This is a genomic window from Algibacter agarivorans (genome assembly GCF_039543245.1).
Lineage (GTDB): Bacteria > Bacteroidota > Bacteroidia > Flavobacteriales > Flavobacteriaceae > Algibacter_G > Algibacter_G agarivorans.
In genome coordinates, this window is sequence record NZ_BAABJJ010000029.1 from 91,539 (window position 1) to 116,333 (window position 24,795).

A 24,795-nucleotide genomic window follows, 5' to 3' on the forward strand; every position below is an offset into this window, starting at 1 on the left:
AATTAAACTACTTACGAATAGTGTTTTTAGGCTTTTAAATGTAGCATAATTTCAACCGAAATGGCTTTTGCGGAATGTAGTGGTTTTTGACAGTTTAATACTTTTTCAAATTCAAATTCATAAGGGTTCAATGAGAGATTTGCTTTTAAGTAGATTGTATCTTCAATTCTTTTAACACTACCTAAAAATGTTTTTTGTTTTTTCTTGCAAAGCACTTTTATCCCTCCCTTTAAAACTACAGTTGATTCATTTTCGTATAATTCAGAATAATCAAATTCTAATAATTCGCCCCTAAATTGAATTTCGGGAAATGATTGGAAATTAATAACACCTTTTTCAGGTTTGTCAGTTTTCTTGAACATATCTATTTGAATGTTGTAGGCATCAATAGAAGCTTCAATTTGAAACGTATTCTTTAGTGGTTGTCTTGAATAAGATTTAGAAGCATAAAATGTAATATCACTATCAAAAGCGGTGTAGGTGATATTTTGATTTTTTAGGGCATTTATCATAATACAAGTTTTTAGTTAAAAAGGTTAAGTCATGGTATTGTAGTTGATTTTGGGCAAGAGAGAATTTTGTGAAATTGTATAATTTTATACCTTTTAGTAATAAAACAACATAAATCTCCATTTTACACAAAACACTCCAATTTTTTTTAAAAAAATATAAATTCTTCACGTAAAACTTTTAGTTCAGTTGTTATATAAATAAAGATTAACTCTAGGAGTTAAAAACTAACTGATTAATATATAATATTTTGACAAGATCCCTTCACAATCTATATATAACAGTAATGGTTGTAATTACTGTAATTGCAACAGCATATCTTGCGTACACAGGTTACACATATTATATCACGCCGTTAGAAGAACGATTTTATCACCTACGTCATACTTGGTTTAAACCTAGTGGGATTTATGGTCAAGGTTTAGGTATTATTGGTACACTAATGATATTATTTGGTGTTTCTATTTATATAGCCAGAAAACGATATAATTTTTTATCAAAGAAAATCCGCCTAAAGTACTTATTAGAGTTTCATATTTTTTTATGTACACTAGGACCAATTCTTATTTTATTTCATACAGCTTTTAAGTTTGGAGGTATTGTGTCCATTGCTTTTTGGAGCATGGTAGCGGTTGTGTTGAGTGGGGTTGTTGGACGATTTATTTACATGCAAATCCCTAGAACTATAGAGGGTAGAGCATTGACATTAAGGGAAGTGAAAAACCTAAAAACAGATTTAGGGGCTGTTTTAGATGAAAAATTTAATATTAATAATCAAACATTACAAGTCATTGAAAATGTGACTAATGCAGAAAATACATCTTATAAAAATGTAAGGCAATTAAAAAAAGAATTAGGTCTTAAAAAACTACCAATAAACGACCAAAAATACATATTAAAATTGGTCAGAGACGACATGAGGCTTTCGGGCAAAATAGCACGTTTGGAAACCATGCAAAGGTTACTCAAATACTGGCATGTGGCACATTTGCCGTTTGCTTTAATAATGCTGGTTATTGTAATTATTCACATAGCAATTACAGTTGCTTTTGGTTATAAATGGATATTCTAATGGGAGAAGTACTTATAGAACAAATATTAGTTTACGGTACGGTATTTATGCTTTGTGCAACAACCGTCTTTTTTTATTTGAGGAAGAAAAAGGTAGAATCTGTTGTTGTTGAACAAAAGGTAGAATTAGCCAAAGAAGAAGGTCTGTTTGAGCCTGTTTCATTATATCCGCACATCAATCTTAATTTTTGTATTGGCAGTGGCGCTTGCATAACAGCATGTCCAGAAAAAGATATTTTAGGGATTATTGATGGCGTAGCAACCGTAATTAATACAGCTAATTGTATTGGTCATGGCGCTTGTTTTCATGCTTGTCCTGTTGAGGCTATTACGCTAAAAATTGGAACGGAAAGTAGAGGTGTTGATTTGCCCCATGTAAGCGAAACTTTCGAAACTAATTTTAAGGGTATATACATAGCTGGAGAGTTAGGTGGCATGGGGCTTATTAAAAACAGCGTAGAGCAGGGGCAACAGGCTATTGAAAACATGATTAAAAGTAAAAAGTCATCTAAAGAAGGTGTTGTAGATGTGGTCATTATTGGAGCAGGACCAGCAGGAATATCAGCTACACTGGCAGCAAAAGAACATGGTTTAAGCAGTGTGACTTTAGAACAAGATTCTTTGGGTGGAACAGTTTATACGTTCCCAAGGTCTAAAATAGTAATGACCGCACCTATGGATTTACCATTGTACGGAAAAGCGAAGCTATTTAACACTTCAAAAGATGAATTGCTGCAATTATGGAAAAAAGTAATTTCAGCACATGATATTGAAATTAAAGAGCATACAAAAGTAGAAAGCATTATTCCTACTGAAGATAAAACCTTTAAAGTTATTACAAATACAAACGAAGAATATGTATGTAATAATGTCTTATTAGCGGTAGGAAAACGAGGAAGTCCAAGAAAATTAAATGTTCCTGGTGAAGATTCTACTAAAGTAGCGTATCGATTATTAGAACCAGAAAACATTCAAAATAAAAAAATATTAGTTGTTGGCGGAGGAGATTCAGCCATTGAATCGGCATTACTTTTAAAAAATGAAAATGAAACAACTTTGTCTTATAGAAAAGACAAGTTTGCCAGATTAAAACCTAAAAATAGAGAAAAGGTACATGAGGCTATTAATGATGCCTCTCTCAATGTTATATATAATTCTAATGTGGCATCAATTAACGAAAATGATGTGTTACTTAAGATTGATGAAAATGGCGAAACAAAACAATTAGCAAACGATTTGGTATACATTTTTGCTGGTGGAGAATTGCCCACCAGCTTTTTAGAAAAAGCAGGTGTACAAATAACCAAACGCTTTGGATATACCATAAAAAGTCATTAACCCATACTTGAAAAATTTAATTGTACATATAGCAATTGTGGTCTTTTCAGTAACAATAAGTTATGGGCAGATATCTCCTGGAGATTTATCTGAAGCACATAAGGAATTAGAAGGCATGAGTAATTGTACACAATGCCATGAATTGGGTGAAAAAGTTTTAGATAGAAAATGTTTAGAATGCCATAAAGAGATTCAAACGCTCATAAACAAAAAGGAAGGATTGCATGGACAAGTAAAAGTTATAAAACAAGATTGTTTCAAATGCCATAGCGACCATCACGGGAGAAAATTTGATATGATTCACCTTGATGAAGATAGTTTTAATCATGAAGAAACAGGTTACGAATTAGAAGGCAAACACGCCACAGTAGATTGTAGAGAATGTCATATGCCAGATAATATTCAAAATATCGAAATTAAAAAAAAGAAGCATACATTTTTGGGTTTAGACCAAGAGTGTTTAGCCTGTCATGACGATTTTCATCAAGAAACGCTTTCTGCTGATTGTGTGCAATGTCATGATTTTAAAGAATTTAGACCTGCTTCAAATTTTAATCATAATGATGCAGAATTTGCGTTAAAAGGAAAGCATAAAGATTTAGAATGTATTGAATGCCACAAAGAAACTACTAGAAACGGAAAAGAGTTTCAAGAATTTGCTGGTTTAGCTTTTGAAGATTGTGTGTCCTGTCATGAAGATCCTCATGAACGCAAACTTCCGGGAGATTGTAAATCATGTCATAAAGAAGATGATTTTAGTTTATTTTTTGGAGGTGATACTTTCAATCATAATACGACTAATTTCACTTTAAATGGAAAGCATAATGAAGTAGATTGCTTTAGCTGTCATAAAGAATCGGACAACCCATTATTGGTATTTCAAGATAATTTGAGGACTAATGAGAATAACTGTGTGAAATGTCATGACGATGTTCATGAAGGTAAATTTGGACTTGATTGCGCTAAATGCCATAGAGAGACAAGCTTTTTGTCAATAAAGGAAATAAAGAATTTTGACCATAGTGTTACTGATTATCCATTAGAAGGTAAGCATCTTCAAGTAGATTGTAAAAAATGCCACAAAGGGCGCTTCACTATGGCCATTGATTTTTCGGCTTGTAATAAATGTCATGATGATTATCACCAAGGCGAGTTTGCAGTCAATAACATATCACCAGATTGTATTGAATGTCATTCTTTACAAGAAGGGTTTGATTATAGTTTATATACTCTAGATCAACATCAAGAAACTGATTTCCCTCTCAAAGGTGCACATGTCGCAACACCTTGTTATGCTTGTCATGTGAGTGAAGAAAAGGATAGGTGGACATTTAGAGAACTGGGTTCAAAATGTGTGGATTGCCATAATGATATTCACGAAAATTACATATCAGTTACATTTTATCCGAAACAAGATTGCACGGCATGTCATATAAATGATACATGGTCTAGTATCAATTCGTTTGACCATTCAAAAACAGATTGGGCACTTGAAGGCAAACATCAACAGGTAGCTTGTCGTGACTGCCATTTCACCGAAAGTGAAAATAATAAAAATGAAATAATTCAAAAGTTCACCAATTTAGAAACAGATTGTATTGCGTGTCATGATAACGTTCATGAAAACACATTCGCCATTAATGGTGTAACAGATTGCGTAAGGTGCCATGTAACGACAAGTTGGATACCTGAAAATTTTGACCATGATACCACAAATTTCTCTCTAGAAGGTAAGCACACTGAAGTTGATTGTAGAGCTTGTCATACCAGCACTACGGTAAACGGTAAAGAAGAAATAATTTATAAATTAAATAAATTAGAATGTATAGACTGTCATCAATAATTTTATTGGTTTTGATATTTACATCTACTTTTGCTCAAACACCTCATGGTGATGAGTTAAAGGTGAGTTGTAATCAATGTCATAATCCTTCGGGCTGGGAATTGGATATCTATTTAATGCGATTTAATCATAATAAAACAGATTTCAAATTAGAAGGAGCCCATACTCAAACGGATTGTAAAGCTTGCCATGAAACACTAGTTTTTAAAGGAACTCCAAATCAATGTGCTTCTTGTCATAATGATATCCATAGTGCATCTGTTGGGAATGATTGTGTTAGATGCCATACATCCAATACTTGGTTAGTGGATAATGTTCCTGAGATTCATGAAGAAAATGGTTTCCCTTTAGTTGGTTCGCATGGTAGTTTAAGTTGTGTAGACTGCCATTTTTCTGAAACGAATTTAAGATTTGATAACATAGGAAACGATTGTATAAGTTGCCATAGAGAAGATTTTATGGCGGCTAAGAGTCCAGATCACACTAATTTTTCGACAAATTGTTTAGAGTGCCATAACCCTGTTGGTAATGGATGGGATTCAGATAATATTGGAGACCATGATTTTTTTCCATTGACCTTAGGACACGATAATTTGGATTGTAAACAATGTCATACCACAGGGACTTTTTCGGATGCCGACCCTAATTGTGTAACTTGTCATCAACCTGATTATGATGGTACGTTAAATCCTCAACATAGAAATATTGGTTTTTCAACAGATTGTGTATCGTGCCATACTACCAATCCTGGATGGACACCAGCAACAATAAATCATGACTTTTTTCCATTAACATTGGGACATGATATACAGGATTGTACACAATGCCATACAACTTCAAATTATTCAGATGCCGACCCTAATTGTGTAACTTGTCATCAAACAGATTACGATAACACAAATAACCCAAACCACACTGCAGCCCATTTCCCAACAGACTGTGTGGCTTGTCATACCACCAATCCGGGATGGACACCTGCAATTTTTGATCACGATGGGCAGTATTTCCCAATTGATAGTGGTAAACATCGAGGAGAATGGAATGATTGTGTTGATTGTCATAATAATGCAAATGATTATTCAGTATATAATTGTCTCAATTGTCATGAACATAATAATCAAAGTAAAGTAGATAATGACCATAGTGAGGTTAATGGATATGTGTATGAAAGTAGTGCATGTGTAACATGCCATCCAAACCCTTAATATTAGAGAACTTAACCTATTATGACTATTAAGAATATTTTCATATTGACTATGATAATGACGTGCTCTCTTATTTATGGACAAGAAACTAAGGTTCCTTTAAAGGGAAAAATAACTTTTATAACATCTAAAAATGTATATGTGAAGTTTGATAATACAGCTATGATTAAAGTAGGAGATACCTTAAAGACTATTGATAATGTGCCTTGTTTATTGGTTAACAACAAGTCTTCAAACTCGGTGGTTTCAGTTAAAATAGGGGATTGTGTAATTGAAAAAGGCATGATAGTGACTTACTTAATTAAAAGTATTAAAGAGCGGGTAATTGAAGAAGAAGCTGTAGTAGAAAACATTGGAATAAGTTATAATGACTCGATAAAAGCGATATCAAAAAACTCAAAAAAAACTTATTCTGAAGATATTAGGGCGCGATTATCTGCTTCAAGTTATAGTACAGTTTCAGAAGTTAGAGATGACCGTCATCGATTGATGACACGACTCTCCATAAACGCTAATCATATTAACCATTCTAATTTTTCAGTGGATACCTATCTTAATTATAGATATAATATAAATTCTAGTGAAACTAATAGTTTGAGTAACGATAACTATTTAAGGGTGTTTAATTTGGCTGTGCGGTACGATGTTGATTCAACCTTATCAATTACTGCAGGTAGAAAAATTAACTATAAAATATCATCACTTGGCGCTATTGATGGTTTACAGGCTGAAAAGTTTTTCGGTAAGAATTATGTTGGTGCCATAGCTGGATTCAGACCAGATATTTTTGATTATGGATTTAATCCAGACTTATTGCAATATGGTGCTTATGTTGGTAGATTGACAGATAGTGAAAACCTTCATTCGCAAACTACATTAGGGATTGCTGAACAACGAAATAATAGCGATTTGGATAGACGATTTACGTATTTTCAACATTCTAGTACCATAAATAAAAAACTAAACCTTTTTGCGACTGCGGAACTAGATATATTTAATAAGGTTAATGATTCTATAAGTAACAGCCCTAGATTGACTAATTTGTATGTTTCGGCGCGATACCGTTTTAATAGAAAAGTTAACCTAGCATTATCATACGATTCAAGAAAACGAATTATTTATTATAAGACTTATGAAACTGATATTGAAGAAATTTTGGACGAAGATATAGCAAGACAAGGTATTAGAGCTAGAATTAATATAAAACCATTTAAGAGTGTGTTTACAGGTTTTAGTTATAGTAAACGGTTTCAAAGTAACAGTCAAAATAAATCCGATAATATCTATGGGTTTGTTAGTTTTTCTAATTTACCAATAGACGGTAGAATGTCTTTAACTTATAACATGAATTCATCTAACTATTTAGATAGTAATATAGCATCATTAAGATATTCTAGACAATTTATGGACGATAGATTGAATGCTGATTTTTATTATCGATTTGTGAATTACAAATACACCACAAACGTACCAGAATTTAGTCAACATTATGTGGGTACGTACTTGTCTTATTATTTGGATAGGTCATTAATAATAAGCCTTTCAGGAGAATATTCAACCTATAATCAAGAAGATAATTTTAGAATAAATACACGAATTATAAAACGCTTTTTTAGAAAACGAAAAAAATAAAATTATGAATCACATCATTAAATTTTCAGTCATTACTCCATTATTTATAATAATAACTGCTTGTAACAACAATCCCAAAGTTATTAGTCCTACTGTAGAAGATAATAGCTCAAAAACGTCTTCAGGAATATTTAGTGAATCACCATCAAACCAAAGTGTAGACTTTAATAAGACACCTTCATCAGAATTTCATAAAGTGATAGTAAATGAAGTGTTGCCCACAAAAAAATATGTGTATCTCAATGTTTCCGAAGGCGATAAAAAGTTTTGGATTGCTACTGGAAAAACAGACGTAAAAGTTGGCGAAACGTATTTGTATAGGGGTGGATTGCTAAAAACAAATTTTGAAAGTAAAGAGTATAATCGGGTTTTTGAAACGGTGTATTTAGTAACTAATCTCGTTCCTGAAAATCATGCCAATAATTCAGGAAAAATTGGCACAAGTGATTATACAGTGATAAAACAAAACACGCCTACAAAAGTAGCTATTGAAACTCACACCGATAAGGTTGTAATAGATAAAGGTTCTGTTAGCATTGCAGATTTAGTGAAGAACCCAAAAAAATATGACGGCAAGACCATTCAATTAAATGGTATTTGTACTAAGATTAATGCAGGTATTATGAATAGAAATTGGATTCATTTGAAAGATGGTAGTAAAGATGATTTCGACCTTGTAGTAACATCAGATGCGTTTGTTCCTGAAGGTTCAGCACTTACCATAAAAGCACTCGTAACCTTAAATAAAGATTTTGGTGCGGGTTATAAATACGATTTGATTTTAGAGAATGGCGTTGTTATTAAGTAATTATTTTATGCTTTCTCTTTTTTAGATATGCTAGTACACTTATTACAATGATGCATGCTACGACGATGTATATCCATTTTGGAATAGGTGCTGGATCGCCTGTGGCATAAGAATGTAATCCTGATAAATAATAGTTTACACCATAATACGTCATTATAACCGTTGCCAATCCAAAAATAGTAGACACATTATAAACAAATAAACCTGTTAGTTTTGGAATAATGCGCATGTGCAATATAAAAGCGTATACAAGAATGGTAACTAGTGCCCAGGTCTCTTTAGCATCCCAACCCCAATAGCGTCCCCATGATTCATTAGCCCAAATACCACCTAAAAAGGTGCCTACACTAACCATAACTAAGCCACCAAAAATCGTTAATTCACTTATATATGACATTTCAGTAACAATTCTTTTAACCCGCTCTTTGTTTGCATTAGTAATGAAAATCATCAATATTAAATTTATTAAACCGATAATAGCTCCCAACATTAAAAATCCATAACTACCAGCTTCTAAGGATACATGGATAGTTAACCAATACGATTTTAAAACGGGTACTAAAGGCGTGATTTCTGGATCGAGAAAACTAAGCATGGATACCATAAGTATTGTGGATGCTAATACCATAGTTGCTGCCAATCCACCAAAGGATTTTCTAGTAAAAATAACGCCAGCTAGGGTAGTGGTCCATGCAATGTAAATCATGGATTCATAACCATTGCTCCAAGGTGCTCTTCCAGAAACATACCAACGTAAACAAAGACCAATAGTATGAGCAACAAAGCCTAAAACAACAAGTGTAATGAGTATTTTATATATGGTTTTTAGTTTGGTATTAGGTTTAAAAATGGATAAGAATAAAAACAATAAAAAGGTCAGACTTAGAATAAAGTAAAAACTTGCCAAACGATTGAAAACGTTGAAATTATTAAGAAATATCTCTGCATTAATTTTTGTTGATGAGGGTAAAATAGCACTACCATTTTTAATTTGATACCCTTTAAGTTCGTTTAATAAATTGTTCGCGTCTGTATAATCATTGGTTTGAATTGCTGTTTTAAGTGCATTACCATAAGCATTAAAAAAGTTGATAGCAACATGACTCTCGTGACTATCATTACCATGATTATGTCGAGCAATCCATGTATTATTGGCATCGTTTTTTATAGGAATTATTTTAAGCAAGCTCCCAGAAAAAGCCATGCTTAAAATATTAAGCCGTTCATCAATTTTTAACAATTCTTTTTCATAAACACCTCTATCTTTTGGGTTAAGGTCGTAAACTCTTCGTACTTCAGTTTGTAATTTATAAATGCCTTTTTCACCAAAGAAATCTCGATAAGAAGCATAATTTGTATTTACACGTAATTGGTCTAATATTTTTTTGTGATTACCGAGTTTAATAATTTTAACGTTATGCCAATCACGACTATTTGCAAACATGCTCAATAATATTTGGTCTGCACTCAACCCGTCGATACTTTCCTTACGATGTATTTTTCGCATAATTTCCCTAGACAAAGTATGAATAGGTTTCATGCGCCCTTTAAAATCTTGAACTGCAAGTTCGCTAAAGGTGTCTGCATGTTCCTTGCTAACAGTATGAGCTAAGTAAGCATCTTGGTCTTGATGTAAACTATGGTCATGAGTTTGGGCAGAAATTGAGCTTGATGTAATTGTATGAGCAATATTAAAATAAACGTACCACTTTTAGCTCTAATCTTTTTAATTTTTTGTAACACTTGATGAAATCTGGTGTTTTTACTAAAAAACACCATGATTAAACCAATAGTTAATAAGGCATAACCTATGTAAGAAATTAGAGTTCCCCAATAATCATTATTTACACTTAAGTATGTGCCTTTTTCATCTTTATCAAAAGAAGACTGAAAAAAACGATACCCTTCATAGTTTAAGATATTATTCATAAAGATTCTGAAGTCCATTTTTGTGTCATTCCTTTCATCTAACAAAACCACTTCACTTGCGTAAGAGGAAGCACTATTGGTTCCTGGATATTTATCTAGAATGAATTTTTTTAAATGAATTGAAAACGGTAAATGAATATCCTTTGATCCATACGAAACAGCAATATCAATATCGTCAAAATTTACCATTTGTGGTCTTCCTGACATGCCTCGACTTCCATAAACTGTCGTTTCTTGAACAGTTCCGTTTACAGAAACATCCATAGTTAGTGCAGTAACACTTTCATTTTTTACTTTAACCGATTCCGATTCTAAAATGATTTTAGCTTTTTTGTTAAATTCAGAAAATACAAAATTATTCATCCCATCAGAATATAAAGAACGTAGTTTTAATAAGCTATAAGTATGAGTTGGGAATATGGTGTCTCTTTTTTGAGTAGCCATCACCATTTGGGTTAAAGGTTTATTTGTTTTAAATCGTAAGGAATCTTTAGAATAAACAATGTTAATAGCTCCTGTTAATTCAGTATTCTTGAAATTATATATAACATTTCTAATACGCTTGGTTTGTCCTTTGCTGATAAAGTATTCTTCTCTACCATTCATTCCTGCTACAACAATTTTGAGCGTTGGCAAGCCAGATTCTGTAGAGGTCAATGTTTGCTTTGGATTTGGTATATAGGCTTTTACTTTAACGTTTATTAAATCACCATCAATCAAGTATGATTCTTGCCAGTTATTATTGCCCAAAGAAGCAAAAAGTACAGGTTCATTAAAGTTGTAAGTTTCTCCATCCTTTTTAACCTTAAATTTTAAATAGGTATTGGAAGATAAGAAGTTATTTGAAGCTGTATTTTCTCGAATATGCATCATACCTTCAAATCCGAAATATCTTGTTATTCCTGCTCCTAAAAAAATAACAATGATTGCCGAATGAAAAAGTAATAGTGACCACTTTTTTTGTGATATCATTCTAAACTTAAAGATGTTAACTACAATTGAAATGCTAAATAAAAGAAGAAGTAATTCAAACCACCACGCTTTAAAGATGACCTTTTGAGCAGCACTTGTACCAAAATCATTTTCGATAAAAGTTGCAACCGCTATGGAAATAGCAAATAATAACACATAGAGACCAGCAGCTTGTGTGTTAAAAAAAAGCTTAAAGTATTTAGTTATTGGGGCAAATTGTATATTCATAAATACCAACTAATTAGGATTCTTGTTATGACTAAGCAATATTTGGAAGATAACATCCTTGGTTTGCACAGTACTCTTAATGAACTCATTTAAACTTTTTTTAATTGGCTGTAAAATGATATTTTTCACTCACTTTTTGTCTTTTTATAACTCCGTAACGATGCTATGCAGTTCAAAAAAGTCTTCAATTGAGCAAAAAAACTTCTATTTTTCGCTTCAATCAAAAAAGTTTAAATGAGTTCATTATATAAACAACTAACCCAATAAGATTACGCAGAATAATTTTATAACCAAGTAAATAGAAAATAGAAACGAATTTAACCCATCACTTTGAAGCTTATTTGGTATAAAGTGCCTAAGTACTTGAATTCTAATACTACTTAAAGTTTAATAGAAAATTAGGACAGAAAACGGGAAGGATAAAAAACACAAATAAGAAAAACAAGACCGCCCAAAGTGCTCTTATTAAAAGTGGATATGCAATAACATCTCCCTTTACACTGGGTTTTAATGAGTGCGCAATCAAACCGTGAATGCCCATATTTAAAAGCATAAAAACGAGACTTGAAATTACAATTAGAAACATTTTAGTGTGAGTCTCTTTGATGGTATATAAATAAACACCCAATGCTATAGAGATCACTATCAATATTCTATATATTCTTCTTGACATTGTTATAGCTGTTTAAATCATTTAAGGTTTAGGAAATGAAACATTCCAAAGTTGTTTTCGTTAAAGCTCATTAACGGAATCCTACCATAGCCTTCTAGTTTTTTTACTAAATCCTGGTGGAACCATTTTCTGAGAATTCCTCTCTTTTCTCTTTCGAGCATAACTACTAAATCGGCTCCAATATCTCCTAGATATATTCTAAGAGACTCATAAATGGCTTCTGAGAATATAATTTCAAACGTTATTTTTTCATAATCCACCTTCTCTTTTAGCATGGCTTTAAACCATGCCATTTGTGATTCTCCCGCATACTCTTTTTTTGTAGAGATATGAACCACATGTATTGTAGCATCAAAGGCTTGTGCGATTCCTGCAATTTTTTGAATAACTTCAATATCTGCATCTGCTTCATAGTCTGTAGCATAAACAATGGTGTTAATCTGTTCGTAGCTGGCATATTCAGGGACTGCCAATACCAAACAGTGCGCCTTGTCAATGAGCTTCTTTGTAGTATTGCCCATAATGAGATCTTTTAATAAATTGCTGCCTTTCATTCCTACAACAATCATAAAGGCACGAATTTCATCAGCTTTAGAAACAATACCATTAACCACAGATTTATCTTCTACAGCCTCCATGATCACATTCCTTTCACCTAAGTTAGCTCCTAAATGCTTAGAACAGAATTTCTTAAGTTTAGCATTGTGCTCTCTGTAAGCATCTGCTTCAATATCTGGAAAAGGTTCTTCTACGTCCGTTAGCAATATTGTCGGGTAGTCAAATATGTGAGTTACGAAGAGTTTGGCATTCAGGTTTTTACTGATGCCGTAAGCATACTTTAAAGCAGTAATTGAATTACTAGAATAATCGGTAGCGCATAAGATTTTTTTCATCTTTTTATTATTTCAATAAAACAAAGTTATAACCCGAAACCAAGGAGCTAAATGACCTAGGTCATTTCATTATTAGACCTCCTAAATTATTTTTGTCTTATATAATTATAGAAAAGGACTTAATGGTGAATATGTTTTTGATGCAGAATAGCGCTTAAAGTGAATAAGTAAAACAATGTACATCTAAACAGAAATCTCAAACTTACTCATAACATTAAAAAACTATCCTGAACTCTGTTGTACTTTAGATAAAAACCCGATGACCAATCGCGAAGCACATCAAAATAAATAATTAGTTTAATGCTAAATATTATGGGAGAAATAGCCACTTCAGACAGACAAATCACGTTCTTTTACAGCTCTAAATCTGTAAGAGCAAAACAGGCATTGGCTTATGCTAAAGCAGAAGGGCTACCTATTCGAGACATTGACATTTTAAAAACTCCTCTTACGGGAACTCAGATAGCCGAATTAGCTGACCGACTGCACTTAGAGATAAAAGATTTGGTCAATCAAGAACATCCTTCTTATAAATCGCGCTTTGAACATCATAATTTTTCTTCTGAGGATTGGATTAAGATGATACAACACAATCCCGATATTATGAAACAACCTATTGCATTACGAGGAGATATAACCATTCTAGTGGAAACGCCTACCGATATTATTAAAATATAAGGGGACAGCTTTTTTGAGTTTAGAATACTCGCCTTTTTAAAACTCTCAACTAAAAGTCCACTTTTTTGTTGCAAGTCCGCAATACAGAATTGGTATTATGTATGTAAAGGAAGCATTAATTTAAAGGTACTGCCTTCACCTAGTTTACTAGAAAAAGCAATAGTGCCTTCAAGTAAGTCAACATAGTGTTTTACAATGCTTAAACCAAGACCGGTTCCTTGAATGTTGGTAACATTTTTTGCTCTGAAAAATTTTGTAAAAAGATGCTTATGTTCATTTTCAGGTATACCAATACCTTTATCTTCAATGTCTATATTTAATATGTCCTTATTTAAAGAAGCTCTAATTTCTACATCGGTTTGTGAATATTTTGTAGCATTAGAAATTAGATTTAACAGTACATTTCGTAAAATCTTTTTATCCATAAAAACTTCTATAGGACTTTTTTGAATATAATTAATGTTTTGTGTTTCTTTAAGCATCCAATTACATTCTTCAATTGTGTCAAAAATAAATGCTTTCAAATCAAAGGTTTCTTTACTAGTTGTAACAATGCCACGTTCCAATTTTTCCATAGAAAGAAAGTCTTCAAGGATGTTTGTTAACTGATTTACAGATGATTTGATACGTTCAACATGTTTTCCTACTTTGGTATTTTCTTTTAAATCATTATATTTTTCGATTAATATCGTTGAGGAAAGAATACTGGTAAGCGGTGTGCGAAACTCATGTGAAGCCATAGAAACAAAGGCACTTTTCATTTCGCTAATAATTTTTTCTTGTTGTAACGCTTCTTTTAATTCTTCAGTACGCTCTGCAACTATGTCTTCTAATTCTTCTGTATATTTTTGTTGTCGCGATTCTAACTTTTTTCGTTCTGTAATATCTTCACCTGCAATTAGAGTTCCAATAGGTTTATTATTGTCATCTAATAGCGTTACATTGGTCCAGGACATTAAACGCATTTCATTGTTACGGCATTTTAATAAGCTTTCAAAACACGGATTTAGCAGTCCTTTTTCATTCTTTATGTGTTGCTGCGTAACAGTTGTTCCATTGATATCTGTAAAACTTATAAAGTGGTCAAACCAATGCTTTCCTAATATTTCTGGATTTTCATATCTTAAAAGGTCACATCCTTTTTTATTGATCATCTGCACCTTATAATCTGTATCTATCAAGAGAAAAACTACAGGTGCCAGATTAAGGTATTCTTGTATTTTTTGTTTTTCCTTTTGTAAGCTTTTGTGTTGTAGTTGTAAAATTTCGGCTTTTTTGAGCTCTGTAATATCTATTAATGACACTCTGCAAACTGTATTATTCGTTTTTTGATCTATTGTGATTATGCCTTGTAGTAAGGCCGTAAAATTACCTTTGCTTTTGTGTTTCATTTCAATTTCAAAAGAAGGCAATACACCAGTTTTAAAGGCTTTACGTAAATTTAAAAATAATGTGCGCGATTCGCCATTTGAAATATATGCAGAAAATGGTTTCCCGATAATAAAAGAACGCTCTATACCAAGTAAAGCACAGGCGGTAAGGTTGATGTTTCTAATAATTACCTTTTCAGTTAATACCAAGTAGCCAATTGGTGCAAAATCAAATAAATCTGTGTATTGATCACGGACTTCCTCCAACCTGTGCTGAGCTTCTCGTAGCTCTTCATTTTGCATTTCGAGCTCGACCTGATGCACCTCTAATTCGTGAAGCAAGGATTTAGATTCCTCTAAGGTAAGGTTTTGAATGGCATGAGATCGTGCTCTAATTTTGGCTTCTGCCTTAGCACGTAAATTATGTTCATCAGCACTAGACATTTCTTTATTTTTTTTTGGATTCTACTTTTTGAAGCACACTAAGTTCTGTAACATCGGTTGAAGTGCACGCTATACCATTAATTGTCTTGTTCACATACAAAGGCCTAACTGTTAAATCGTAATGCTTTGTATTACCTCCCAATTCTATGGAAACTGTTTCTCGAATGGACTCTCCAGTATTGAGTACTTTTTTCTTTATGTCCTCCAGTTTTTTAGTATCTTTTTCTGAAAAGAAATCTTTATCTGTTTTGCCTTCAATATTTCTATATTTAATATCTGGATACGTATTAGCAATGCCTGTGTAAATAAGATTTTTATCTTGTGTATATACAATAGTCTTGGTTGACTCTAGCAAATGCTCATAATTTTCCTTAATATTATTTAGCTCTTCTGCTAGTGTTTTTTCTATGGTTATATCAACAAAAGTAATAACGACGCCTTCTATGACGTTTTGTGCAGTACGATAAGGCATGATTTGCATTTGATACCAAATACCATCATGACTTTTTACAGGTGTTGTAAAAGGTGTAAGTTTTGCAAGTACATTTTTTACATCAGATACAAGGGTGTCATAATTAAGATTGGAAGATAAATGCTCTACAGGACGCCCTATATCAGTTTGAATTAAGTTGATGATTTTAGACATAGATGGGGTAAAGCGCTTGATTTTTAATTTATCGTCCAGAAAAATAGTTCCTATTTCTGTACTTGCCAATAAATTGTTCATATCGTCATAAGCCTGGGCAAGTTCGTCAATCTTACCCTGCAGTTCTGTATTTACGGTTACAATTTCCTCATTAACGCTCTGTAGTTCTTCTTTTGAAGTTTCTAGTTCTTCATTGGTGCTTTGTAATTCTTCGTTACTGGATTGTAATTCTTCATTTGAAGATTTTAGCTCCTCGTTAGAGACTTCTAATTGTTCAATAGTAGATCTTAGGTATTCCTTGGTTGTGTCGAGTTCTTGCTGTAATGCATTTACCTCAGAAACATTTTCGGGTTCCACTTTTTTAACTTTTCCTGGCTTTTCCCTGCTTACTTCTATATCCTCAAAAATAATCATGAGGTAACCATTATCATTTAAAGACTGGTTTAGAGGTCTTGTAGTCAATTTAATAGTCTGAAAGTTTCCATTTGTTTTTACTTTTACGTTGGAAGTCACTTCTAGCTTTTTACTTTTTCTGGCTTTCGAAATAATGGAACTTAACTTTGTTTTAAGCCCTTCTCTAGCCATATCAACTACATTTAAACTGGCTTCCCCTGGAGAAGGTTGCAAGTATTTACCTGTATTGCCCGAAAAATAGACGGCATCTCCTTTGTTATCAATAATTGTGCAAGCAGGAGCATAATTTGAAATTAAAAGGCGCTGTGTTATTATAGCAAGGTTATCATGCTGAACTCTCTTAAGTATAGGAACTGTTGTAGCTTTAATAGTAGGTAAAGAATCTTTAAAGTTATAGCCTAATTGAGGCATTTTATCGGGCTGAAGATTTTTACGCTTGAAAAATTTGTTTTTTCGATCAATCACTTCAAATGCATCGGCATATTCTCCTAAAGATTCAGAGCTACCTAAAAATAAAACGCCCTCATTAATTAAGGCATAATGAAAAATAGAGAACACCTTTTTTTGTGCTTCAATATTTAGATATATCAATAAATTTCTGCAACTAATCATATCTAATTTTGAGAATGGAGGGTCCTTCATTAGATTATGCTCTGCAAAAACAATTTGGTCACGTATTTCTTTTTTAATGCGATAGCTTTGCCCTTCAATATAAAAATAAGAATGTAATCGGTCTTTGCTAACATCGGTCACAATTGTATCGGGATACACACCTAAGCGTGCAAAATTAATAGCTCTTTCATCAATATCTGAGGCAAAAATCTGTACTTTTAAATTCTTTTTTTGTTTAGAAATAACCTCATTAAAGATAATAGCAATAGAATATGCTTCTTCACCAGTAGAACATCCGGGAATCCAGACTCTTATAGTATCTCCATTAGATTTTTTTTCTATAATTTTTGGTACAACCTCTTTTTTTAAGATGTCAAAAGGATCTGTATCTCTAAAAAAACTGGTCACGCCTATAAGGAGTTCTTTGAATAGTTTTATGACTTCTTCAGTGTTTTTTTGGAGGTATTTAATATAATCTTCTAACTTGGCTATTTGGTTAATTGCCATGCGCTTTTCAACGCGACGTATAACTGTACTATCTTTGTAATCACCAAAATTACAACCCGTTTCATTGCGTAAGAGAATGAAAATTTTTTCTAACTGGTCTTTGGTCTTAACAATTTCTAATGGTTTTTCTATGGGTTTTAAATTCCTGTTTTTAGAATATTTTATCAGTAGTTTTGGGATTTCTTTAATGGGTAATATAAAATCATGTACACCTGCAGATATAGCATTACGAGGCATGCCATCATACTGGGCCGTTTCAGGATCCTGTACAATGGTTAGTCCACCATGACCTTTAATATCTTTGAGTCCCATGGTACCTTCTGTACCTGTTCCAGATAAAATAATGCCAACGGCGCGTACGCCCTGATCATTTGCCAATGAGCGTTGAAAAAAATCGATTGGCTTTCTAAATCCTCTTGGTAAAGAAGGTTCCATTAAATGAAGAATGCCATTAAAAATAGCCATATCCTTATTTGGCGGAATAATATAAACATGATCTTTTAGGACTTCTGTATGATTTTTTACTTCACTGATTTGCATTTTGGTATACTTTTTAAGCAAGTCTACCATTAAGCTTTTATGCGTAGGATCCAAGTGTTGTACGATTACAAAGGCCATTCCTGGAGCATCAGGCAGTTCTGAAAAAAAAGTCTTGAAGGCTTCTAGACCTCCAGCAGATGCGCCAATACCAACGATAAGAAATGCATCCTCTTTCTTTTGTATGGTTTTCTTGTTTGATGCAACTTTTTTCGTTGTAGTTTTTGGCGATGTGCTATTTCTTTTTGCCATGAAATCAGTTTAGTTATTGAAACAAAGGGTTGTACAAAATTACATTTATATGATAGCATAAATATAATTATTCTGTATTAAATAATCCAATTTATTAATCGCTCACATTTTAAAATAATCTATCAAGTAAAATCAAATATATTCAAAAAAAACAACTAGTTAAATAGCTTTTGTCATGTTTTTATACCAATTCTGTTAGATACTAAATGCGATTTATTTAATATTATAAAAAATATGTTGTACACAAACATCCACCGTTTTAAAAGGCAGGTATTTACTATTGATATGAGTCATCTTCAATTTTAAACTAAAGATTCCTATAATCTAATAATGTCATGGATTCAATTTTTAAAAATTGAAGTAAACCAATAAAACCCTAATTGTTACAACTTAGATTTACTATTAGATTCTAACAGTCCTGGATGAAAACGCTTTAAGAACGCATTACGGGAAGAATCCATTTTCTGTATCATTTTATCTAATTCAGAATGCTGAGATTGCCAATTTCTAAAGAAATAATCCTTCTTAAAAAAATCATTCATTAAAAGAGAATCATTTTCAGGAAAATATGAAAAATCGTCTTGCCATTTAAAAGCTTGGTTTTTATTAAAATAGCCTTTAAATGAATCCATAATACTATCTAAATTTACACGAAGAGAATCTCCCGCGATGTTTGAGTATGACCAAGAATAAATGGAATCATACTTTATGAGATTTCCAAATTCATCATATTCTTTATGAACATCCCACGCTTCCTTGGGCTTAACAATCGTGGTATCGATTTTATCACTTGTAGCTTGCTTTTTCTGTTTGTCTTGGCTATTACATCCTGTAATAGTAAAAACCAGTAATAAGATTATTGCCTTTTTCATGATACTTTTAGTTTTTAATTCATTTTCAGTTTAAATTTATAAAGCGGCTTTCTAGTTCCTTCTGCTTCTTGTACTGCTTGTATTTGTTCGTCTTCGAGTAGTATTGTTTTCCCGATGATACTTACTTATGTTATCGCCACGATAAGTCTTAACCCTTACAAACCTGCTTCGGTTTAAATTAATGGTTCTATAACGTGGGGGTAATACATTTACTCGAACCCATACATTATTGTTTCGATAGATATAATTCCTCAATGTGAGGTCATAATAAATCATAAACTCAGGAAAGTACACATAGCGTACATTCTCAACTCTATTTGGATAAAACCAAGGTGGTGGAGGTATATCAGGTCTGGAGGAAATGACTATTGGACCACAGCTTTGTACCGCTAATGCACTAATTATTATAAGCAATGCTATTGCATAATTTCTTTTTTTCATTACGGTTGTGTTTATGATAACAAAGGAAATAAAGAGCCGAAAGAACAGAAATGACCTACGTCATTTTAAGGGTTTCTTTTTTAAAATAGCTTTGTTAAGAGCAGTGACTAAACACTTAATATTTTGAGCTATGGTAAAAGATTATTCAAAAAATTATAACGACCTCACCAAATTAATGGATGAATTGGGAACTAAAATACCCGATACGATGAAAGGGTTTAATGACCTTCATAAAGCAAGTATTGCAGAAGGTGTTTTGCCTACAAAAACAAAAGAACTTATAGCCCTGGGCATTGCCATAACCGTAAGGTGCGATGGTTGTATTGCGTTTCATGTGCACGATGCGCTTAAGGCAGGAGCCACTTCCGAAGAAATCATGGAAACCATTAGCGTAGCCATACTTATGGGAGGAGGTCCAGCAATGGTATATGGTTGTGAGGCTATGGCAGCTCTAGGACAATTTGTTGTTTTAGAACAGTAATACCATTTCCGCATTGAAATTACTGTAAAATAAAATGATGAATTTTTTCTTTATACGAAATAGAAAAATAAAGCATAGCCTTAGTTACGGTTTCTTTTTATGTTAAAGTAGAAAGGGAAAAAGGGCGTTTTATTACGGTGATTTCAATGCGGAAATGGTATAAGGAATATCAGTCTAGTTTTAACTACAAAAATAAACCAATGAAAACAGAAGTTATTTATAATTCGAGCTTGCATTTTGAGCATAAACAATGGAGAAGCGAACTTGCCTTTTGGGAAGATGAACTTAAATCTTTCAACAAAAGGTTAAGCGAATTAGTAATGCAATGGACTGATAAAAACGTTCTAGTGCAATTGGAACATTTTCAAAACCAGTTTACACTTCATGGAACCGTTATAGATAAATTGCAGGACGATATTGCTTTGCACGAGATCAATATGAGCGATCACAGCAAAAAAGGAGAAGACGTACTAAACCAATCATTTGTTAAAAAACACATGGCGTTTAGAAACAGAATGGAAACGCAAAGACAGATTTATGCCGACTTAAAAAAGGCGTTTTTTCGTTTTCTTTCTAAGCATATTTAGGTCATAGGTGCGGTTATTAAAAAACAAAAATCACGTAAGATTGTTCTGTTTTACTGATCTAGATCATTGGCTTCATTATTTCAATAAATTAGTTTTAATCCAATAACCCATAATGGAGTACAAATAAGAAATTAAATAACATTTAATAATTAAAAAAATGGCAAACATTATTATCGTTTCTTTTAAGGAAGAAACTAAAGCTATAGAAGCTTTGCACAAAATAAAAGAATTGGACAATTATGGAGACATCACGTTATATGAGTACATGATGTTTCGTAAAAAAGAGGACGACCAGTATGAAGTCTTGAAGGATGAAACAAAGGAAGAACGATGGAGAACGTTTACAGGAATGGCATTAGGTGGCCTAATAGGTGCTTTGGTTGGTCCAATAGGTCTGGTTGTTGGTTTGTTTTCTGGAACTACTGTAGGCGCTATCCTTGATTTTTCCCGTTATGATTTTGAAGAAGACTTTTTAAGAAAAATAAATAACAAAATGAAAATTGGTGACATAACCATAGTTGCTGAGGTTGGCGAAGAAAATCCTATATTTATTGACAATGCTCTTAAATCCTTTAATTCTGAAATTATTAGAAGTGAAGCAGATGTAGAATTCGATGATTTTATAGAGGATCAGATTGACGATTTAGAAGATAAAATTGAAGACGAACGTAAAAAGCTTAAAAAGGCCACTGATGATGCAAAAACAAAGATCACTGCTAAAATTACCGAATTGAAAACTAAACGTAAAGCAAAGATTGAAGATATGGAGGCAAAAAGAAAGTCTACTCTAAAAAGCATCAAGGATAAGACTAAAGCCAAAATTAAGAAATTACAATCGAAACTAGATAATTACGAGGATACCATTTTTGATACCATCAAACAAACAAGGATAGATAGGCTCAAAAGAAGAATCAACAGACAAAAGTCGAAGTTAAACAAGTTAAATCATCAGTTGGAAGAAGTTCTTGATTGAATTAAAGATAAAGAGGCTATCTGAAAAGTGAATTAGCACTTGTCGAACTGAGCGCAGTCGAAATAGATTGACTGTAAAGGTGTTAAAACTTCGACTTCACTCAATATGACATTTAGACTAAAAATTCACTTTTCAGACAGTCTCACCATTTTTATAAATAAATTATTTTATATAAAATGAAATTATGAAAAAGCGCATATTATCCTTAACCATAATAGGTCTTATGGCAGGAATCCTTTTGGCAAGTTGTGGTGAAAAATACAAAAAAGACGCACAAGAAGTCAAAGAAGATGTAACGGAACTAAATAAAGACTTAAAACAAGGGGCGATAGATACGGCCGAAGAAATTAAGATGACCATAAAAAACGATTGGGAAAATTTTAAAATCACTTCAGAAAATACCATTCAGAATACTGAAAAAGAGATAGAAAATTTACGGGAAAGAATTGCGAAAATCAGTAAAAAGGAACAAAAAAAGCTTACTAAAGAACTGGATGAATTAGAACAAAAGAGCATAGTTCTAAAAGATAAATTAGCTATTCGAAGCCAAAGATTCAAAGATAATTTGATTGAGTTCAATGAGAAGACAAAAGAAAGTGAAAAAGAATTTGAACGTGAATTTAACCACGATATGAAAGTTTTAGGAATGGCATTAAAAAATCTGTTTAAAGACAACCTTAATTGAACCGTTTAATCCAATAGATAATTGGTATTATACTAATTTGAATATATAATGACGTAAAAAGAAACGATTTATATGCGACATTATATGTTTAATTTGGTATTAGAAGTAGATCACTAAATCTAAATCAAGATGACCATCATTTCCTGGAACGTAAATGGCATAAGAGCCATCGTGAAAAAGGACTTTTTTGAAGATATCAAAAAAATGAATCCAGATATTATTTGTTTTCAAGAAACCAAAGCTCAGGATAAAGAGGTAGAGCTGGCTATAGCTCGATTAACAAATTACAATCTTTACGTTAATTCAGCAACTAAAAAAGGATACTCCGGTACAGTGTTGCTTTCTAAAACGAAGCCCATTAAAATAACCAATGACATGGGCATTGACCAACACGATCATGAAGGCCGAGTAATCTGTGCCGAATACCCAAATTTCTATCTTGTTAATGTGTATGTGCCAAATTCCGGGCAACAACTAGAAAGGCTTGATTATAGAAAAAAATGGGATACCGATTTTCTTAACTATTTAAAAAATCTTGAAGAGATAAAGCCCGTAATTATTGCTGGTGATTTTAATGTAGCACATCAACCTATTGATTTAAAAAACGATAAAGCCAACTACAACAAAACTGCTGGTTATACCCAAATTGAAATTGATGGAATGACCAATATAATTAATGCCGGTTTTGTAGATGCGTTTAGATATTTGCACCCTAATAAAATAGCTTATAGCTATTGGAGCTATCGGTTTAAAGCTAGAGAACGAAATACAGGGTGGCGTATTGATTATTTTTTAGTGAGCAAATCTTTTGTGGGTAAAGTTAAATCAGTAACGATCCACACAGAATATTATGGATCCGATCATTGCCCAATTGGACTTGAAATTTTGCTATAGCTATACTATGCCAAATCAAAGAAGTTATTTAATATTTTTATCTGCCACTCCGCAACCGAGGATAACTCTGAATTGGCATTAAGCAAAACCAAACCGTAACCCATTTTTGAAAGTTTACAATCATTTACAATACTTGTATTGACTTGAGTAAAAACGGGCATAAAATGCTTACGTATTTCTATTCCTGAAGTTTTCCCTGTTTTAATAGCTTTAAGAACAGCGTCAGATATTTCTTTAGGCGTTAAGCCTATCTTTAATAAATCGCTTGCCAAAAACTGCATATCTAAACCATAATAAAAATCTAAAAAGGTTTTCATTGAATCTAGCGGGTCGTACGTCTTTGTATAAATGGAAATTTTCATAATATTTTGAGTTTGGAATTGGTATTTTCATGAGTGTTGAGTCTATTGATTTTTATGTTGTCTTGTATCTATTAAAAAGACTTATTTGGAGTGCTTTTTTAGCGTCATTAAAGCGTTTTTCAACATCATGATACGTTGTGTTCTTTAATTGGGCAATTTCTTGGAGATTAAGATGCTGTTTGGTAAATAATTCAAAAACAGTTCGCATGGGCAGTGGCAAATTGTGCAGCACCATATTTATATGCCTATTAATAGCTTCATCATTTAACGCTTTGTCAAGTTGTTGGGTCAATTCCTTTTCATCATCTTCAATAAACACATGGTTTAGCGTGTAATCGTTTTGGCTATATGATATATCATCTAACTCCTCGAGCATCATCAAATCACCATCGCCATCTGTGCTATATTTTTCAGCCATTTGATCCCATTCTGACTTGGAGTATGTGTCAATATTCTTGAAGAAAAAATCATCAAATTCTTCTTCAACAATAGTATCTTCCAAAAGGTCATTGGTTTTCTTGAATAACCACAAGTAGAAATCTTTTTCTTTTTCAACCTCTTCTATATGGTCATAGATTTCAATAAAAAGTTGATCGATAAATTCATCAGCTTTATATTTGTTTTTTGAGAAATGTCCTTTTTTTATCGCAGCATTCAATCTTCCGTTTATATACTTTTTTACTTCGGGCAGTATCTTGAGTAATTTGGTGTTAAAAGATACTTTATCGCCTTCTTTTTTAAGTTTAATAAGATCTTGAAATGCGTCTTCAACAGATAAGCGAAACCCTTTTTGCTGCTGGTAATATGTAATGGTGTTTTTCATCTGTTTGTTTTACTGCTTTCAATATCCCATATAAATATGCAACTATAATTTGTGTGACAAAATGACGTGGGTCATTTAAGTTGTATTGCATTTTAAAAAGGGTTTTAAAAAAAAT

Annotated in this window: 22 protein-coding genes; 12 read left to right on the plus strand and 10 right to left on the minus strand. The window is 32.5% G+C overall.

Going from position 1 to position 24,795, the window contains the following annotated elements:
• Positions 1-26 precede the first annotated feature (26 nt).
• On the minus strand, positions 27-512 hold the full coding sequence (locus tag ABD935_RS09760) for a hypothetical protein (RefSeq protein WP_345191780.1): 486 nt from the start codon (positions 510-512) through the stop codon (positions 27-29).
• Positions 513-796: 284 nt separating this feature from the next.
• Here ABD935_RS09760 and ABD935_RS09765 point away from each other — a divergent pair, with 284 nt between their 5' ends.
• From ABD935_RS09765 to ABD935_RS09790, 6 genes are read left to right on the plus strand one after another with little or no spacing between them, the layout of a single operon-like run.
• A complete protein-coding gene (locus ABD935_RS09765; protein WP_345191782.1) occupies positions 797-1,582 on the plus strand; it encodes a hypothetical protein in 786 nt (261 codons plus the stop codon).
• Positions 1,570-2,919, plus strand: coding sequence for an NAD(P)-binding domain-containing protein (locus ABD935_RS09770; protein WP_345191783.1), 1,350 nt, complete (start codon positions 1,570-1,572; stop codon positions 2,917-2,919). Before ABD935_RS09765 ends, ABD935_RS09770 begins: the two co-directional genes overlap by 13 nt.
• Positions 2,920-2,926: 7 nt before the next feature.
• The gene (locus ABD935_RS09775) at positions 2,927-4,762 is read left to right on the plus strand and encodes a cytochrome c3 family protein (protein WP_345191784.1); all 1,836 of its coding nucleotides are present in this window, start codon (positions 2,927-2,929) and stop codon (positions 4,760-4,762) included.
• Complete coding sequence (locus ABD935_RS09780) at positions 4,741-5,967, plus strand: hypothetical protein (protein ID WP_345191785.1); 1,227 nt, start codon at positions 4,741-4,743, stop codon at positions 5,965-5,967. Before ABD935_RS09775 ends, ABD935_RS09780 begins: the two co-directional genes overlap by 22 nt.
• A gap of 51 nt (positions 5,968-6,018) precedes the next feature.
• Positions 6,019-7,599 (plus strand): hypothetical protein, encoded by a 1,581-nt coding sequence (locus ABD935_RS09785; RefSeq protein WP_345191786.1) that lies wholly within the window; start codon positions 6,019-6,021, stop codon positions 7,597-7,599.
• Positions 7,600-7,603: 4 nt separating this feature from the next.
• The gene (locus ABD935_RS09790) at positions 7,604-8,407 is read left to right on the plus strand and encodes a hypothetical protein (protein ID WP_345191788.1); all 804 of its coding nucleotides are present in this window, start codon (positions 7,604-7,606) and stop codon (positions 8,405-8,407) included.
• Here ABD935_RS09790 and ABD935_RS09795 read toward each other — a convergent pair.
• The 3 genes from ABD935_RS09795 to ABD935_RS09805 form a co-directional block, all read right to left on the minus strand.
• Entirely contained in the window at positions 8,400-9,914 is a 1,515-nt protein-coding gene (locus ABD935_RS09795; protein WP_345191790.1) for a cytochrome c biogenesis protein, read from the minus strand. The genes ABD935_RS09790 and ABD935_RS09795 overlap by 8 nt on opposite strands.
• A 101-nt stretch (positions 9,915-10,015) precedes the next feature.
• Complete coding sequence (locus ABD935_RS09800) at positions 10,016-11,536, minus strand: cytochrome c biogenesis ResB family protein (RefSeq protein WP_345191792.1); 1,521 nt, start codon at positions 11,534-11,536, stop codon at positions 10,016-10,018.
• Positions 11,537-12,226: 690 nt separating this feature from the next.
• Positions 12,227-13,102 (minus strand): universal stress protein, encoded by an 876-nt coding sequence (locus ABD935_RS09805; RefSeq protein ID WP_345191794.1) that lies wholly within the window; start codon positions 13,100-13,102, stop codon positions 12,227-12,229.
• Positions 13,103-13,402: 300 nt separating this feature from the next.
• Between ABD935_RS09805 and ABD935_RS09810 the strand changes: the two genes are divergently transcribed.
• Complete coding sequence (locus tag ABD935_RS09810; protein WP_345191795.1) at positions 13,403-13,780, plus strand: arsenate reductase family protein; 378 nt, start codon at positions 13,403-13,405, stop codon at positions 13,778-13,780.
• 95 nt (positions 13,781-13,875) lie between these two features.
• Here the strand turns inward: ABD935_RS09810 and ABD935_RS09815 are convergent, their stop codons facing one another.
• The 4 genes from ABD935_RS09815 to ABD935_RS09830 all read right to left on the minus strand — a co-directional run bounded on the left by ABD935_RS09815 (position 13,876) and on the right by ABD935_RS09830 (position 19,875).
• Complete coding sequence (locus ABD935_RS09815; protein WP_345191797.1) at positions 13,876-15,594, minus strand: sensor histidine kinase; 1,719 nt, start codon at positions 15,592-15,594, stop codon at positions 13,876-13,878.
• Positions 15,595-15,598: 4 nt separating this feature from the next.
• Positions 15,599-18,562, minus strand: a complete 2,964-nt coding sequence (locus ABD935_RS09820) for a CheR family methyltransferase (RefSeq protein ID WP_345191799.1) — start codon at positions 18,560-18,562, stop codon at positions 15,599-15,601.
• 383 nt (positions 18,563-18,945) lie between these two features.
• Positions 18,946-19,434, minus strand: a complete 489-nt coding sequence (locus tag ABD935_RS09825; protein ID WP_345191801.1) for a hypothetical protein — start codon at positions 19,432-19,434, stop codon at positions 18,946-18,948.
• Positions 19,435-19,485: 51 nt separating this feature from the next.
• Complete coding sequence (locus ABD935_RS09830) at positions 19,486-19,875, minus strand: hypothetical protein (RefSeq protein ID WP_345191802.1); 390 nt, start codon at positions 19,873-19,875, stop codon at positions 19,486-19,488.
• Between the two features lie 130 nt (positions 19,876-20,005).
• Between ABD935_RS09830 and ABD935_RS09835 the strand changes: the two genes are divergently transcribed.
• The 5 genes from ABD935_RS09835 (at position 20,006) to ABD935_RS09855 (ending at position 23,495) form a co-directional block, all read left to right on the plus strand.
• Positions 20,006-20,356 (plus strand): carboxymuconolactone decarboxylase family protein, encoded by a 351-nt coding sequence (locus ABD935_RS09835; RefSeq protein WP_345191804.1) that lies wholly within the window; start codon positions 20,006-20,008, stop codon positions 20,354-20,356.
• A gap of 200 nt (positions 20,357-20,556) precedes the next feature.
• The gene (locus tag ABD935_RS09840; protein ID WP_345191805.1) at positions 20,557-20,943 is read left to right on the plus strand and encodes a hypothetical protein; all 387 of its coding nucleotides are present in this window, start codon (positions 20,557-20,559) and stop codon (positions 20,941-20,943) included.
• Between the two features lie 157 nt (positions 20,944-21,100).
• Positions 21,101-21,916, plus strand: coding sequence for a hypothetical protein (locus tag ABD935_RS09845; RefSeq protein WP_345191807.1), 816 nt, complete (start codon positions 21,101-21,103; stop codon positions 21,914-21,916).
• A 184-nt stretch (positions 21,917-22,100) separates the two neighbouring features.
• The gene (locus tag ABD935_RS09850) at positions 22,101-22,601 is read left to right on the plus strand and encodes a hypothetical protein (protein WP_345191808.1); all 501 of its coding nucleotides are present in this window, start codon (positions 22,101-22,103) and stop codon (positions 22,599-22,601) included.
• Positions 22,602-22,730: 129 nt separating this feature from the next.
• Positions 22,731-23,495 carry an exodeoxyribonuclease III gene (locus ABD935_RS09855; protein ID WP_345191810.1) on the plus strand — a complete coding sequence of 255 codons (765 nt, stop codon included), beginning with the start codon at positions 22,731-22,733 and terminating at the stop codon, positions 23,493-23,495.
• 5 nt (positions 23,496-23,500) lie between these two features.
• Here ABD935_RS09855 and ABD935_RS09860 read toward each other — a convergent pair whose 3' ends face one another.
• A complete protein-coding gene (locus ABD935_RS09860; RefSeq protein WP_345191811.1) occupies positions 23,501-23,857 on the minus strand; it encodes a hypothetical protein in 357 nt (118 codons plus the stop codon).
• Positions 23,858-23,909: 52 nt separating this feature from the next.
• A complete protein-coding gene (locus tag ABD935_RS09865) occupies positions 23,910-24,680 on the minus strand; it encodes an RNA polymerase sigma factor (protein WP_345191812.1) in 771 nt (256 codons plus the stop codon).
• Positions 24,681-24,795 lie beyond the last annotated feature (115 nt).

Bases quoted from the DNA above. Each gene is read 5' to 3' on its own strand.
- ABD935_RS09830 (WP_345191802.1), bottom strand. From the start codon at position 19,875: ATGAAAAAAAGAAATTATGCAATAGCATTGCTTATAATAATTAGTGCA.
- ABD935_RS09760 (WP_345191780.1), bottom strand. From the start codon at position 512: ATGATAAATGCCCTAAAAAATCAAAATATCACCTACACCGCTTTTGAT.
- ABD935_RS09820 (WP_345191799.1), bottom strand. From the start codon at position 18,562: ATGGCAAAAAGAAATAGCACATCGCCAAAAACTACAACGAAAAAAGTT.
- ABD935_RS09835 (WP_345191804.1), top strand. From the start codon at position 20,006: ATGGTAAAAGATTATTCAAAAAATTATAACGACCTCACCAAATTAATG.
- ABD935_RS09765 (WP_345191782.1), top strand. From the start codon at position 797: ATGGTTGTAATTACTGTAATTGCAACAGCATATCTTGCGTACACAGGT.
- ABD935_RS09770 (WP_345191783.1), top strand. From the start codon at position 1,570: ATGGATATTCTAATGGGAGAAGTACTTATAGAACAAATATTAGTTTAC.
- ABD935_RS09850 (WP_345191808.1), top strand. From the start codon at position 22,101: ATGAAAAAGCGCATATTATCCTTAACCATAATAGGTCTTATGGCAGGA.
- ABD935_RS09860 (WP_345191811.1), bottom strand. From the start codon at position 23,857: ATGAAAATTTCCATTTATACAAAGACGTACGACCCGCTAGATTCAATG.
- ABD935_RS09795 (WP_345191790.1), bottom strand. From the start codon at position 9,914: ATGCGAAAAATACATCGTAAGGAAAGTATCGACGGGTTGAGTGCAGAC.
- ABD935_RS09825 (WP_345191801.1), bottom strand. From the start codon at position 19,434: ATGAAAAAGGCAATAATCTTATTACTGGTTTTTACTATTACAGGATGT.
- ABD935_RS09785 (WP_345191786.1), top strand. From the start codon at position 6,019: ATGATAATGACGTGCTCTCTTATTTATGGACAAGAAACTAAGGTTCCT.
- ABD935_RS09810 (WP_345191795.1), top strand. From the start codon at position 13,403: ATGCTAAATATTATGGGAGAAATAGCCACTTCAGACAGACAAATCACG.
- ABD935_RS09800 (WP_345191792.1), bottom strand. From the start codon at position 11,536: ATGAATATACAATTTGCCCCAATAACTAAATACTTTAAGCTTTTTTTT.
- ABD935_RS09840 (WP_345191805.1), top strand. From the start codon at position 20,557: ATGAAAACAGAAGTTATTTATAATTCGAGCTTGCATTTTGAGCATAAA.
- ABD935_RS09845 (WP_345191807.1), top strand. From the start codon at position 21,101: ATGGCAAACATTATTATCGTTTCTTTTAAGGAAGAAACTAAAGCTATA.
- ABD935_RS09815 (WP_345191797.1), bottom strand. From the start codon at position 15,594: ATGTCTAGTGCTGATGAACATAATTTACGTGCTAAGGCAGAAGCCAAA.
- ABD935_RS09855 (WP_345191810.1), top strand. From the start codon at position 22,731: ATGACCATCATTTCCTGGAACGTAAATGGCATAAGAGCCATCGTGAAA.
- ABD935_RS09805 (WP_345191794.1), bottom strand. From the start codon at position 13,102: ATGAAAAAAATCTTATGCGCTACCGATTATTCTAGTAATTCAATTACT.
- ABD935_RS09780 (WP_345191785.1), top strand. From the start codon at position 4,741: ATGTATAGACTGTCATCAATAATTTTATTGGTTTTGATATTTACATCT.
- ABD935_RS09790 (WP_345191788.1), top strand. From the start codon at position 7,604: ATGAATCACATCATTAAATTTTCAGTCATTACTCCATTATTTATAATA.
- ABD935_RS09865 (WP_345191812.1), bottom strand. From the start codon at position 24,680: ATGAAAAACACCATTACATATTACCAGCAGCAAAAAGGGTTTCGCTTA.